General features: G+C 50.2%; 8 protein-coding genes, 10 tRNA genes, 3 rRNA genes and 1 other RNA gene. 1 reads left to right on the top strand and 21 read right to left on the bottom strand.

What is annotated here, in order from left to right:
- Positions 1-34 precede the first annotated feature (34 nt).
- The 20 genes from DCC85_RS00745 to ffs form a co-directional block, all read right to left on the bottom strand.
- A complete protein-coding gene (locus DCC85_RS00745; RefSeq protein ID WP_108463844.1) occupies positions 35-1,129 on the bottom strand; it encodes a PucR family transcriptional regulator in 1,095 nt (364 codons plus the stop codon).
- A gap of 155 nt (positions 1,130-1,284) precedes the next feature.
- Positions 1,285-1,357 (bottom strand) — tRNA-Lys (locus DCC85_RS00740).
- Positions 1,358-1,365: 8 nt separating this feature from the next.
- Positions 1,366-1,450: transfer RNA gene (locus DCC85_RS00735), tRNA-Tyr, on the bottom strand.
- 11 nt (positions 1,451-1,461) lie between these two features.
- A tRNA-Phe gene (locus DCC85_RS00730) sits at positions 1,462-1,534 on the bottom strand.
- Between the two features lie 82 nt (positions 1,535-1,616).
- Positions 1,617-1,693: transfer RNA gene (locus tag DCC85_RS00725), tRNA-Asp, on the bottom strand.
- A gap of 13 nt (positions 1,694-1,706) precedes the next feature.
- A tRNA-Thr gene (locus DCC85_RS00720) sits at positions 1,707-1,782 on the bottom strand.
- Between the two features lie 5 nt (positions 1,783-1,787).
- Positions 1,788-1,863 (bottom strand) — tRNA-Val (locus DCC85_RS00715).
- A 19-nt stretch (positions 1,864-1,882) separates the two neighbouring features.
- Positions 1,883-1,959, bottom strand: a tRNA-Met gene (locus DCC85_RS00710).
- A 32-nt stretch (positions 1,960-1,991) separates the two neighbouring features.
- Positions 1,992-2,083, bottom strand: a tRNA-Ser gene (locus tag DCC85_RS00705).
- A gap of 68 nt (positions 2,084-2,151) precedes the next feature.
- A 23S ribosomal RNA gene (locus DCC85_RS00700) occupies positions 2,152-5,082 on the bottom strand.
- A 229-nt stretch (positions 5,083-5,311) separates the two neighbouring features.
- A tRNA-Ala gene (locus DCC85_RS00695) sits at positions 5,312-5,387 on the bottom strand.
- Between the two features lie 17 nt (positions 5,388-5,404).
- A tRNA-Ile gene (locus tag DCC85_RS00690) sits at positions 5,405-5,481 on the bottom strand.
- A 39-nt stretch (positions 5,482-5,520) separates the two neighbouring features.
- Positions 5,521-5,637: ribosomal RNA gene (gene rrf, locus DCC85_RS00685) — 5S ribosomal RNA — on the bottom strand.
- 108 nt (positions 5,638-5,745) lie between these two features.
- Positions 5,746-7,301 (bottom strand): 16S ribosomal RNA (locus DCC85_RS00680).
- The 16S, 23S and 5S rRNA genes sit together here with 10 tRNA genes alongside, the layout of an rRNA operon.
- Positions 7,302-7,599: 298 nt before the next feature.
- Complete coding sequence (locus tag DCC85_RS00675; protein WP_108463843.1) at positions 7,600-7,863, bottom strand: pro-sigmaK processing inhibitor BofA family protein; 264 nt, start codon at positions 7,861-7,863, stop codon at positions 7,600-7,602.
- Positions 7,864-7,867: 4 nt separating this feature from the next.
- Entirely contained in the window at positions 7,868-8,167 is a 300-nt protein-coding gene (locus tag DCC85_RS00670) for a DUF2508 family protein (RefSeq protein WP_108463842.1), read from the bottom strand.
- A 210-nt stretch (positions 8,168-8,377) separates the two neighbouring features.
- On the bottom strand, positions 8,378-8,974 hold the full coding sequence (gene recR, locus DCC85_RS00665; RefSeq protein WP_108463841.1) for a recombination mediator RecR: 597 nt from the start codon (positions 8,972-8,974) through the stop codon (positions 8,378-8,380).
- A gap of 137 nt (positions 8,975-9,111) precedes the next feature.
- Positions 9,112-9,423: a YbaB/EbfC family nucleoid-associated protein gene (locus tag DCC85_RS00660; RefSeq protein ID WP_108463840.1), complete on the bottom strand. Its 312-nt coding sequence runs from the start codon at positions 9,421-9,423 to the stop codon at positions 9,112-9,114.
- A gap of 51 nt (positions 9,424-9,474) precedes the next feature.
- Positions 9,475-11,220, bottom strand: a complete 1,746-nt coding sequence (dnaX, locus tag DCC85_RS00655) for a DNA polymerase III subunit gamma/tau (protein ID WP_108463839.1) — start codon at positions 11,218-11,220, stop codon at positions 9,475-9,477.
- Positions 11,221-11,424: 204 nt separating this feature from the next.
- Positions 11,425-11,692, bottom strand: an RNA gene (ffs, locus tag DCC85_RS00650) — signal recognition particle sRNA large type.
- A 178-nt stretch (positions 11,693-11,870) separates the two neighbouring features.
- Here ffs and DCC85_RS00645 point away from each other — a divergent pair.
- Positions 11,871-13,133, top strand: a complete 1,263-nt coding sequence (locus tag DCC85_RS00645; RefSeq protein WP_108463838.1) for a stalk domain-containing protein — start codon at positions 11,871-11,873, stop codon at positions 13,131-13,133.
- Positions 13,134-13,210: 77 nt separating this feature from the next.
- Here the strand turns inward: DCC85_RS00645 and rpmE are convergent, their stop codons facing one another.
- Positions 13,211-13,408, bottom strand: a complete 198-nt coding sequence (gene rpmE, locus DCC85_RS00640) for a 50S ribosomal protein L31 (protein ID WP_108463837.1) — start codon at positions 13,406-13,408, stop codon at positions 13,211-13,213.
- Positions 13,409-13,431 lie beyond the last annotated feature (23 nt).

Raw genomic sequence — 13,431 nt, 5'->3', positions numbered from 1 at the left:
TGTTAGGTTACCACCAACAAACTGCACAAAAAACCTATTTTCTTTTCGTCACTTTATACAATAATAGAGTTAGCTTCACAAGAACCGCATCCCGGAAGCTTCTCACATCAAGTCCGGTCTCCTGCTTAATCTTATCCATGCGGTACAGCAGCGTATTACGATGAATGTATAGGCGCTTCGCCGTCTCACTTACATTGCAGTCCAATTGAAAGAAGGTCTCTAGTGTCGTAAGCGTCTCTGCATCATTGAAGATGCCGGTTCCTACACCCATCTGCTCTATAAAGAGCTTACGCTGACTATCTGGAATGCTGTAAATCAAACGCTCCAGATAGAGATCCCACGGAAGATGAATATGCTCAGACACATGGAACATCCGCCCCATCAGCACGGTCTCTCGTAAGAGCAGCGCCGTCTCGGTAAGCGTACGCAGCGGCACTATCGGCTGGGCTACAGACAGATGGAAGTTACCTACCCACTCATTGGAGATCAATTCATAAATCCCTTGGCACAAATCGAGAAGCATCGCCCGTTCGGCCTCAGTTCCTTCTTCGCTTTCCTCGATAAGCCCTTCTAGTTGGTTCTCCCTTGCAAGAATAATCCATTCTTGATCCTGCAGGGGTATTAAGATTACATCCACGCCAAAATAGCTCCGCAAAAGCTTGTTCAACTTGGTATAGCCCATTTCTGCACTGAGGCTGCTTTCACAGCTGAGTAGAAATGGCACAGCAGAACTCGATAATTTCGACTTGAGTGTCATCTCTTCAGGAATATCAGTGCTCAGATTACCACTCTTTAGCTGCTGATGAAGCCAGTGGCCAAACTGCCTCATGACGGTTTCCTCATCACTCTTCACAAAGGCTGGCGATGCTTCCCCCGACTTCGCTGCCGTCTGAAGAAGAAGCTCCACCAGCTTTCGCTCAGATTCAGTTAAGCTAGATGCATCCATCTCCCACAACAAAACGGAGGAATTCTCATACTTCCATGGAAAAAGAAGCTTGCCTGCCCGCTCGGCAGAACTATTCCCCGCATCCCCGGTTACTCGCGTCCATTGCTGCAGATCCATCGCTCTCTCTTGAAGAGGCTGACCAAGTACGTTTTCCAACTGCTGTTTAAGGATCAATATCTCCATAAAAAACGCCTTTCCTATCTATTTTGGAATATGGTTCATTTTAACACATCCAATGCCAGACCTCACCTTTATGAATTTATACAGCTTAGACACAAAGGACTTAAACATAACAAAAAACCGCTAACCAAATGGTTAACGGTCTCTTGTACAGCGGATGAGCCATGAAGGACTCGAACCTTCGACACCCTGATTAAAAGTCAGGTGCTCTACCAACTGAGCTAATGGCTCTTACTTACTGGTGGAGGCTGATGGATTCGAACCACCGAACTCGACGAGAACAGATTTACAGTCTGCTGCGTTTGGCCACTTCGCTAAGCCTCCAAAACAAAAAGTGGCTCGGGACGGAATCGAACCGCCGACACGAGGATTTTCAGTCCTCTGCTCTACCGACTGAGCTACCGAGCCATAATACTATTTAGTCAAAAAAATAAAGTGGCGGCTATGAACCTCCCCACTTACGTGTTCGACCAAGCAATTGGGATATGAATGGCGGAACCGACGGGATTCGAACCCGCGATCTCCTGCGTGACAGGCAGGCATGTTAGGCCTCTACACCACGGTTCCGCAATATTCATAATGGTGCCGGCGAGAGGACTTGAACCCCCAACCTACTGATTACAAGTCAGTTGCTCTACCAGTTGAGCTACACCGGCACATATGGTGGAGGCTGAGGGGTTCGAACCCCCGACCCTCTGCTTGTAAGGCAGATGCTCTCCCAGCTGAGCTAAGCCTCCATATGTTATATATAGTTATTGGTAGCGGCGGAGGGGATCGAACCCCCGACCTCACGGGTATGAACCGTACGCTCTAGCCAGCTGAGCTACGCCGCCATAATATTCAAGTTCCATGAATGATTGTTCGATGGCGGAGAGAGAGGGATTCGAACCCTCGCACCACTTACGCAGTCTAACCCCTTAGCAGAGGGTCCCCTTATAGCCACTTGGGTATCTCTCCAAAAGCAATACATTCAAGTTGATCCTTGAAAACTGGATACGAAACGTCATTGCGCTTTACACTCTAAATAGGATAAGCCCTCGACCGATTAGTACTGGTCAGCTCCATGCATTGCTGCACTTCCACCTCCAGCCTATCTACCTCGTCGTCTTCAAGGGGTCTTACTAATTGGGAAATCTCATCTTGAGGGGGGCTTCACGCTTAGATGCTTTCAGCGCTTATCCCTTCCGCACTTAGCTACCCAGCTGTGCTCCTGGCGGAACAACTGGTGCACCAGCGGTGCGTCCATCCCGGTCCTCTCGTACTAAGGACAGCTCCTCTCAAATTTCCTACGCCCACGACAGATAGGGACCGAACTGTCTCACGACGTTCTGAACCCAGCTCGCGTACCGCTTTAATGGGCGAACAGCCCAACCCTTGGGACCTACTTCAGCCCCAGGATGCGATGAGCCGACATCGAGGTGCCAAACCTCCCCGTCGATGTGGACTCTTGGGGGAGATAAGCCTGTTATCCCCAGGGTAGCTTTTATCCGTTGAGCGATGGCCCTTCCATGCGGTACCACCGGATCACTAAGCCCGACTTTCGTCCCTGCTCGACTTGTCAGTCTCGCAGTCAAGCTCCCTTTTGCCTTTGCACTCTTCGAATGATTTCCAACCATTCTGAGGGAACCTTGGGGCGCCTCCGTTACTCTTTAGGAGGCGACCGCCCCAGTCAAACTGCCCACCTGACACTGTCCCCGCACCGGATTACGGTACCAGGTTAGAACTCCGATACGATCAGGGTGGTATCCCAACGTCGCCTCCACCGAAGCTGGCGCTCCGGCTTCCTAGGCTCCCACCTATCCTGTACAAATCGTATCAAAGTCCAATATCAAGCTGCAGTAAAGCTCCATGGGGTCTTTCCGTCTTGTCGCGGGTAACCTGCATCTTCACAGGTATTAAAATTTCACCGGATCTCTCGTTGAGACAGCGCCCAAGTCGTTACGCCATTCGTGCGGGTCAGAATTTACCTGACAAGGAATTTCGCTACCTTAGGACCGTTATAGTTACGGCCGCCGTTTACTGGGGCTTCGGTTCACAGCTTCGGGATTACTCCCTAACCGCTCCCCTTAACCTTCCAGCACCGGGCAGGCGTCAGCCCGTATACTTCGCCTTGCGGCTTCGCACAGACCTGTGTTTTTGCTAAACAGTCGCTTGGGCCTTTTCACTGCGGCCCCCTCGGGCTATTCACCCTACCGAGGCACCCCTTCTCCCGAAGTTACGGGGTCATTTTGCCGAGTTCCTTAACGAGAGTTCTTCCGCGCGCCTTAGAATTCTCTTCTCGCCTACCTGTGTCGGTTTACGGTACGGGCACCTTCACCTGGCTAGAGGCTTTTCTTGGCAGTGTGAGATCATGACCTTCGCTACTGTAATTTTCACTCCCCATCACAGCCCAGCCTTAAAGTGTGCGGATTTGCCTACACACCAGCCTCACTGCTTGGACGGACATCCATCAGTCCGCGTCACTACCCTGCTGCGTCACCCCATCGCTCATAACGGTTTACGGTGGTACAGGAATTTCCACCTGTTGTCCTTCGACTACGCCTTTCGGCCTCGCCTTAGGTCCCGACTTACCCTGAGCGGACGAACCTTCCTCAGGAACCCTTAGGCTTTCGGCGGATCAGATTCTCACTGATCTTTTCGTTACTCATACCGGCATTCTCACTTGTGTACTCTCCAGCGCTCCTTACGGTACACCTTCAACGCATACACAACGCTCCCCTACCCCTGATGCAAAGCATCAAGCCATAGCTTCGGTGGTGTGTTTAGCCCCGTTACATTTTCGGCGCAGAGTCACTCGACCAGTGAGCTATTACGCACTCTTTAAATGGTGGCTGCTTCTAAGCCAACATCCTGGTTGTCTGTGCAACTCCACATCCTTTCCCACTTAACACACACTTGGGGACCTTAGCTGATGGTCTGGGCTGTTTCCCTTTTGACAATGGATCTTAGCACTCACTGTCTGACTCCCGGATATGAGTCCATGGCATTCGGAGTTTGACTGAGCTTGGTAACCCTTGGCGGGCCCCGCACCCAATCAGTGCTCTACCTCCACGACTCTTTTCTTCCGAGGCTAGCCCTAAAGCTATTTCGGGGAGAACCAGCTATCTCCGAGTTCGATTGGAATTTCTCCGCTACCCCCACCTCATCCCCGAACTTTTCAACGTTCGTGGGTTCGGGCCTCCAGTGCGTGTTACCGCACCTTCACCCTGGACAGGGGTAGATCACACGGTTTCGGGTCTACGCCCACGTACTCAATTCGCCCTATTCAGACTCGCTTTCGCTGCGGCTTCGGCTCTTCACCTTAACCTTGCACGGGAACGTAACTCGCCGGTTCATTCTACAAAAGGCACGCCATCATCCATATAGAGGACTCTGACTTCTTGTAAGCACACGGTTTCAGGTTCTGTTTCACTCCCCTTCCGGGGTGCTTTTCACCTTTCCCTCACGGTACTGCTTCGCTATCGGTCGCTAGGGAGTATTTAGCCTTACCAGATGGTCCTGGCGGATTCATACGGGGTTTCACGTGCCCCGCACTACTCGGGATCCGTCTCGGAGGGAACACATTTTCACCTACAGGGCTTTTACCTTCTCTGGCGGGCCTTTCCAGACCTCTTCAACTAACCTGTTCCTTTGTAACTCCATGTGAGACGTCCCACAACCCCAGAGAGCAAGCTCTCTGGTTTAGGCTGTTCCGCGTTCGCTCGCCGCTACTGACGGAATCACTCTTGTTTTCTCTTCCTCAGGGTACTTAGATGTTTCAGTTCCCCTGGTCTGCCTCTTCACACCCTATGTATTCAGGTATGAGTGACTGGCTATTACACCAGCCGGGTTTCCCCATTCGGACATCCCCGGATCAAAGCTTGCTTACAGCTCCCCGAGGCCGTATCGTTGTTCGCCACGTCCTTCTTCGGCTCCTAGCGCCTAGGCATCCTCCGTGTGCTCTTAATAGCTTAACCTAATCGCTCGGATTTTGGACCGACACGTTCTGTTGTTCCTTGGTTTCTCGATTGAAATGAATCAAGGTTGAAACCCACTCACAAAGGATCGATCGTCTCCAAAATACCTCGCTCTGTAGCTATCACTTCACTTGTTCTCTTCGATCACAAGTTTCAGCTAAAGAGATGTTTCTAAAACGCAATTTCGTTTCGTTATCCAGTTTTCAAGGATCAAGAATTAGAACTTTTATGGTGGAGCCAAGCGGGATCGAACCGCTGACCTCCTGCTTGCAAGGCAGGCGCTCTCCCAGCTGAGCTATGGCCCCATATTATTTGTTAGGAATGGTGGGCCCTAGTGGACTCGAACCACCGACCTCACCCTTATCAGGGGTGCGCTCTAACCAGCTGAGCTAAGGGCCCTAACATTATGCAATTAATGTAACCCAAAAAACGGGTTGCGCTTGGCGACGTCCTACTCTCCCAGGACCCTGCGGTCCAAGTACCATTGGCGCTGGAGGGCTTAACGGTCGTGTTCGGGATGGGTACGTGTGGAACCCCTCCGCCATCATCACCAAACGCATGAGAGTTCGAACTCTCAAAACTGACCAACGAGTGAGATCGTTTGGTTAACTCCAGGTTAACCGATATTTGAATGTCTTCACCACCGAAGACGATTCTCCATAGAAAGGAGGTGATCCAGCCGCACCTTCCGATACGGCTACCTTGTTACGACTTCACCCCAATCGTCTACCCCACCTTCGGCGGCTGGCCCCCTTGCGGGTTACCTCACCGACTTCGGGTGTTGTAAACTCTCGTGGTGTGACGGGCGGTGTGTACAAGACCCGGGAACGTATTCACCGCGGCATGCTGATCCGCGATTACTAGCAATTCCGACTTCATGCAGGCGAGTTGCAGCCTGCAATCCGAACTGAGACCGGCTTTTCTAGGATTCGCTCCAGATCGCTCCTTCGCTTCCCGTTGTACCGGCCATTGTAGTACGTGTGTAGCCCAGGTCATAAGGGGCATGATGATTTGACGTCATCCCCACCTTCCTCCGGTTTGTCACCGGCAGTCACTCTAGAGTGCCCAGCTCGACCTGCTGGCAACTAAAGTTAAGGGTTGCGCTCGTTGCGGGACTTAACCCAACATCTCACGACACGAGCTGACGACAACCATGCACCACCTGTCTCCTCTGTCCCGAAAGAAAGGTACATCTCTGTACCGGTCAGAGGGATGTCAAGACCTGGTAAGGTTCTTCGCGTTGCTTCGAATTAAACCACATACTCCACTGCTTGTGCGGGTCCCCGTCAATTCCTTTGAGTTTCAGTCTTGCGACCGTACTCCCCAGGCGGAATGCTTAATGTGTTAACTTCGGCACCAAGGGTATCGAAACCCCTAACACCTAGCATTCATCGTTTACGGCGTGGACTACCAGGGTATCTAATCCTGTTTGCTCCCCACGCTTTCGCGCCTCAGCGTCAGTTACAGCCCAGAGAGTCGCCTTCGCCACTGGTGTTCCTCCACATCTCTACGCATTTCACCGCTACACGTGGAATTCCACTCTCCTCTTCTGCACTCAAGCCACCCAGTTTCCAGTGCGACCCGGAGTTGAGCTCCAGGATTAAACACCAGACTTAAATGGCCGCCTGCGCGCGCTTTACGCCCAATAATTCCGGACAACGCTTGCCCCCTACGTATTACCGCGGCTGCTGGCACGTAGTTAGCCGGGGCTTTCTTCTCAGGTACCGTCACCTCAAGAGCAGTTACTCTCTCAAGCGTTCTTCCCTGGCAACAGAGCTTTACGATCCGAAAACCTTCATCACTCACGCGGCGTTGCTCCGTCAGACTTTCGTCCATTGCGGAAGATTCCCTACTGCTGCCTCCCGTAGGAGTCTGGGCCGTGTCTCAGTCCCAGTGTGGCCGTTCACCCTCTCAGGTCGGCTACGCATCGTCGCCTTGGTGAGCCGTTACCCCACCAACTAGCTAATGCGCCGCAGGCCCATCCGTAAGTGACAGATTGCTCCGTCTTTCCCAAATCCCTCATGCGAGGAACTTGTGTATCCGGTATTAGCTACCGTTTCCGGTAGTTATCCCAGTCTTACAGGCAGGTTGCCTACGTGTTACTCACCCGTCCGCCGCTAAGTTATTTAGAAGCAAGCTTCTAAATAACTCCGCTCGACTTGCATGTATTAGGCACGCCGCCAGCGTTCGTCCTGAGCCAGGATCAAACTCTCCATTAAAGGTAAAGCTTGTGACTCATTTTGAAACTGACGAGAAAGGATCGAATTTCAAGTCGAGATGGACTTAAAATTCATCCGTTAATTCTCATTTATATCTCACTCGTTGTTCAGTTTTCAAAGATCAAACTTCTCATTTCATCGTCCGCTGTATCTCAGCGGCGACTTTTATAATATATCATATTCTCTTGTTAGCAGTCAAGCACTTTTTTTAAAATCTTTTTTTGCTTGCCTTTTGAATGGTACAACCAACAAAGGAACGAGTATTAATGTATCACAGATCCCAAAGCCGAGTCAACAACTAAATCCCTGTCAATTTTAGGCTGATCAATAAACCCACCCCTGGCAGTCCAAGCACAAGGACAGTACTGATCGTTACTGGATTCATCGGAATATGAAAGCTTCCAAAGAAGCCAGCATAATTAACTGCATATATCGCAACAGCCGCCAGGACAATTTGCAGGCCTAGTTTAGTAAGCCATGCTACGCCAAGCCTTCGCGATATCCAGATATAAAGCAGAAGCACACTCGACACTAACAGGACGGCCAGCCCAATCCAGTTCATGTCCTCACTCCCTCTCCGCTATTCTTTTCTCAACAAATTGACCGTACTTGAATGCTCCCCACTGCAAATCAGACTTCTTAGCCTCCTTCAAATGGATTTGATATTTACGTTCTGCTGCCTCCAAGATATAGATTGCATAATCGACCTCATCCTTTCCGCGCGCATGCTCGAAGCACATTCGTGCCCGCTCCCATTCCCTATGTGCTTTTCGAAGCTCTTCATACAACTCATCACGCCGTTCTTCTTCCGGGCTTGGACGTCTCCCCTGAGTTAGGGTCCAAATCCACCTTTTCAAAAAGTTCATCTGCCCACTGCTCCCTCCACAAAGAAAATGCAGGCCTTAATCAGACCCCTTATTCTCATTCATATGGGAATAGGACAAACTTAGAACCATACGACAGCATGCCGGGCAAAAGACCCATCCGAAAGAATAAACAAAAAAAGAGCCCCTCATGGGCTCCGCTCTAACAGATAAATTTACAACAACTTATATCTCAACCTCTTCATCGCTTGGCTATAATTCACGCCGACCTTCCAAGGCCTTAGACAAGGTTACTTCGTCTGCATATTCAAGATCTCCGCCGACCGGCAGCCCGTGAGCAATACGAGTCACCTTGAGCTCAAACGGCTTCACCAGCCTAGAAATATACATAGCCGTCGCTTCCCCCTCAATGTTAGGGTTTGTCGCCAGGATTAACTCCTTCACCTTCTCATCACTTAGACGGGTCAGCAGCTCTTTAAGACGGATATCGTCAGGACCAATCCCTTCCATGGGTGAGATGGCCCCCTGGAGCACATGATAATAACCATCAAACTCCTTAGTGCGCTCCATAGCAACCAAATCCTTAGATTCTTGAACTACACAGATCACAGAGGCATCTCGCGTCTTATCCTGGCAAATCCGGCACGGATCGGTATCCGTGATATTGCAGCACACAGAACAGTAGTGCAAATTCCGCTTCACGCTCACAAGCGCCTTAGCAAAATCAATAACGTCGTCATCTTTCATTCTTAACACATGAAATGCAAGCCGTGCAGCCGTCTTAGGGCCAATCCCCGGTAAATGGGTAAACGCATCAATCAGCTTAGCTATCGGTTCAGGATAATACAAATGAGCGTTCTCCTTTAATCATGGAATAAATAGCTTTCCGTACTCAAAATAATGAATAAACTTCGAAAGCGAAAAGCCCCCGAAGTTTATCATCATTCCTAATAAAGACAGCCTAAGCAGGCTGTAAATTGTACAGCTTAGAACAAGCCTGGAATCTTCATGCCGCCAGTAAATTTGCCCATATCCTGGTTAGCAATCTCTTCAGCTTTGGTCAATCCGTCATTAACAGCTGTAAGCACCAAGTCCTGCAGCATTTCTACATCATCCGGATCAACGGCTTCCGGTTTGATTGTAATGGACAGCACTTTCTTATGACCGTTGACTTGAACAGTAACTACCCCGCCGCCAGAGGTTCCCTCTACGACCTTGTCTGCAAGCTCCTCTTGAGCCTTCAGCATTTGCTCCTGCATCTTCTTAACCTGCTTCATCATCTGATTCATATTATTCATTGACTCACAACTCCTTTATCAAATTCACTACCCATTTGTCTGAATCATTATTTAATCCTTTATAACAACAAGGTCATCCCCAAACATTTGAAGAGCCTCATCAACCCACGGTTCTTTGCCCTGATCGCCCTCAGACTCCGGAAGTTCCAATTCAAAGGGCTCTTTGTCCGGCTTAGCCGCGCCCTCAATAGCCTCATTCCAATCCTTCAACATCATGGTAACTAAACGCAAGGGCTTACCCAGCTGCTGCTGCATGACGCGTTCAATCACCTGCTTGTTGGCCGGCTTCTCGGTTGTCTCCCGGTGAATATCATTCTTGAAGGCAACGAGCACAGCATCCTCCAGCACGGATACTGGATCTCCATTTACAAACCAAGCGTGAATAGTGACTTTCTCTTCCTTCACGGCCTGAAGCACCTGATTCCACTTATTTAACACCGCCGTGAATTCAGGGTTACTGCGTGCCGCAATATAGCGATCGAGCCCTGATGGGATCTTCGCTGCGGAGGAAATTCGAGGAGCCGGGCTGCGTGGACGCGACCTTTCGGGCTCGGCACCAGCACCGGATGAGACCCCCGACTGGATTGCGCGTTCCAGCTTCTTCTCAAGCTCAGCAAGCTGCTTGCGAAGCTGGTCTACATCCGTCGATCCACTCTTCACCGCCGCTTCCGGGGCAGGAGCAGCACCTAAGTGTTCCTCTGCCTCAGGAGTTTCCGCTATGCTGCAAAGCTTAAGCAAGGCAACTTCAAACAGCATCTGTGGCTGAACAGCATATTTCATCTCCGTCTGATAATGGTTAAGCGTATCGATAATCCGAAAGAGCTGTCCCCGTGTAAAAGTCTTGGCTACCTCTTGAAAGTCTGCCGGATCAAGCACCCGTTCGGTAAGCTTATCAGCCTGCGGCACCATCTTAATCATGAGCAAGTCGCGGAAGTAATAGAGGAGGTTCTCCATGCACTTATCCGCGCTCTTGCCCTCCTGCATCAGGCGCTCGATCATTTGCAGCATACCACCGATGTCCCCGCGAACCAAAGTCCCGGCAATCTCAGCAAACTGCCTAGAAGGAATGCCTCCCGTCATATCCAGCACTTGCTGATAAGAGACATGACCGTCTGTAAACGAGGAGATCTGATCCAGAATGCTGAGTGCATCACGCATCCCGCCATCGGAAAGTCTGGCAATATACTGGATCGCCTCCGCATCGGCTGTGATTCCTTCTTCTGTACAAATTTGCTGCAGACGTTCGGACTGCTCATCCAGCGATACACGCCGAAAGTCGAAGCGCTGACACCTGGAAATCACCGTTGCCGGCAAGCGATGCGGCTCTGTAGTCGCCAATATGAACATTACATGAGGAGGCGGCTCTTCGAGTGTCTTTAGCAAAGCATTGAACGCCTCAGTTGTAAGCATATGGACTTCATCGATTATATAAACCTTCTGCCGCACTTCGGTTGGAGCATACTTCACCTTCTCACGGAGGTCGCGGATTTCCTCAACCCCCCGGTTGGATGCAGCATCAATTTCTAGCACATCCATTACAGCTCCCGCCGTAATACGGCGGCAGGATTCGCATTCATTGCAAGGCTCAGGGCCTGGCCCGCGCTCACAGTTCACTGCTTTGGCCAAGATCTTGGCCGCACTGGTCTTCCCCGTCCCCCGGGGCCCGCTGAACAGATAAGCATGGGAGAGCCGATCTTCGCGAATTGCATTCTGTAGTGTACGAATAATATGCTGTTGTCCCACCATGTCTTGAAACGACTGCGGCCGCCAAGCACGGTACAAGGCAACATGTTCCACTTTGCGGCACCTTCTTTCCTAAGCGAGCATTCTAATTATGGATATATGGGAACTGTCCATAAACATACGCCGCTTCCTTATTATACTATACTCCGGCCAGCGAGAAAAACTTATATTATGTTTCCACATACATCATTTGGACATACAAAAACATCCCCGCCTGCATAGCGGAGATGTCCGTCATTATTAATTGAATATGTTATACCGTGCACCTGTTATTGATCATTGCGATCCAAGCGGCACCCTTACAGTACAACTCGGGTTAGGCAACCCTCCGGCACAAGAGTGGGACTGCTTATGGCTGCTTCCTTCCGGACCTGACCAGGTTCACAGTTACTCATTGCGGAGGACCCAACCGTCAACATTGACTGTAAGGACCAGGCCTTACATCGACAAGACCTCTAACAGGAATTCAACCTCGCTATAGCGGATTGCGAGTTACAGGGCACCGCTACCTCCCCATCTAGCACGGCGAAAATAAGTATATCCCATACCCGTCCAAAATGCAACCAAGGGGAAGAACCTTACAAGAAATACAATCCTATACTTGACTATTCATAACCTCATATCCTGAAATTGGAATCTACTCATTCAGCTGATATATTAATAGAGTGGCCTAATTTGATAGGTATAGAGGAGGCATTATTAATATGCATATTAGAGGACGTCTCGGAAAAGTTCTTCTTTCTCTGGCGATTGGTTTCAGCACGGTAGCCCTTACCCCTTGGGCCGGACCTGTTAAGGCAGCTCCATCTGTGCAAATTCAATTGGATGGTTACCCTCTCCCTTTCCCTGCAAGCCCTGTAGTCATTGAGGGAACGACACTGGTACCCTTTCGCGCAATTTCAGAGGCATTAGGGATTAAGGTAACCTGGAATGCCAAAACGCAACAGATCATAGGCCAGAAACAGGTCGAACAAACAAGCAAACAGGTCACGCTGACCCTTGGCAGCCGCATCGCCTTTGCAGATAGGCAGAAGGTCACGTTAGCTGTAGCTCCCCGATCCATCAAGGGCAATACAATGATTCCCCTCAGCTTCTTCAGCCAGCAATTTGGCGCCAATGTGAAATGGAATGCGCAAACACAGACGGTCTCCATCGTCTCGCCTAAAGAGAGCATGTACACGCTCGGCTTTTACGCGCTGGGATCATTTTGGGAGCGGAAACGAATCGCAGACCTGAACGCTGTTGCTTTTGGCTGGAGCCGGATTGATGATCAAGGGAACTTCACCCTGACCGGCAAAGAATATCAATGGCCTGAAGCTGCCGGAGATATCACTCCGGAGAAGCTGATTACGGATGCAGCCGCCGGCGAGACCTCGCCTTACCTCATGGTATATTCAGTGGACTCCAAGCTCGAGCTGACCACGCTGATCAGCAATGCTTCCAAGCGGCAAGCAGCAGCTAAGCAAATCACGGATACAGCATCTGAGAAGGGCTTCAAAGGTGTTCTATTGGATATGGAGGGACTTGGCTTAACCGGTGAAAAGAAGGCTGCACAAAACGCTTATACTGCCTTTGTCAAAGAAATAGTAGCTCTCGCCCATGCCTCTGGATTAAAGGTAGCCTTGGCTCTGCATCCTTTGAATGGCGCCTACAAAGGCTATGACTATTCGGCCCTTGGAAAAACGGCCGACGAGCTCATTATTATGGCTTATGCCTATGGGGATCAGAAGAGCCCTGAACCGACGAACAAAGTGGACGAGGCTATTAAATTAGCTATGAAGGAAGTGGACAAGCGCAAGCTTGTCCTGGGTATTTCCCTCGCCAGTGAACAGGCGGATTCTGTCAATGCCAAGATTGGTCTCGCTAAGCGATACGACCTGAAAGGCATCGCCTTGTGGAGACTTGGACTCAAGACTAAAGAAGCTGTCTGGAATGCGATGGAGCAGTCCATTGAGTTCAGATCATAGTATACCCCCCCAAAAAAAGCGCACAAAAAAATCCCCTGTCTCCAGAAGGAGCAGGGGATTGATTCTTTAAGTGGATATTAGATTCCGTATTTCTTCTTGAATCGATCAACACGGCCACCGGCATCCAGGAATTTCTGTTTCCCAGTAAAGTAAGGATGGCAAGCGGAGCAAATTTCCACGCGAAGCTCTTCCTTGATAGAACCGGTCTCAAAAGTATTTCCGCAAGCACAGGTCACTGTAGTTACGTGAAACTTAGGTTGAATAGCTTGATTCATTACGTTCACCTCTCTGCCGCCCT

It is taken from the genome of Paenibacillus sp. CAA11 (assembly GCF_003060825.1).
In the GTDB taxonomy this organism is placed as follows: Bacteria; Bacillota; Bacilli; order Paenibacillales; family Paenibacillaceae; genus Fontibacillus.
Note: the sequence above shows the minus strand (reverse complement) of the source record. Positions and strands in the feature narration are given on the sequence as shown.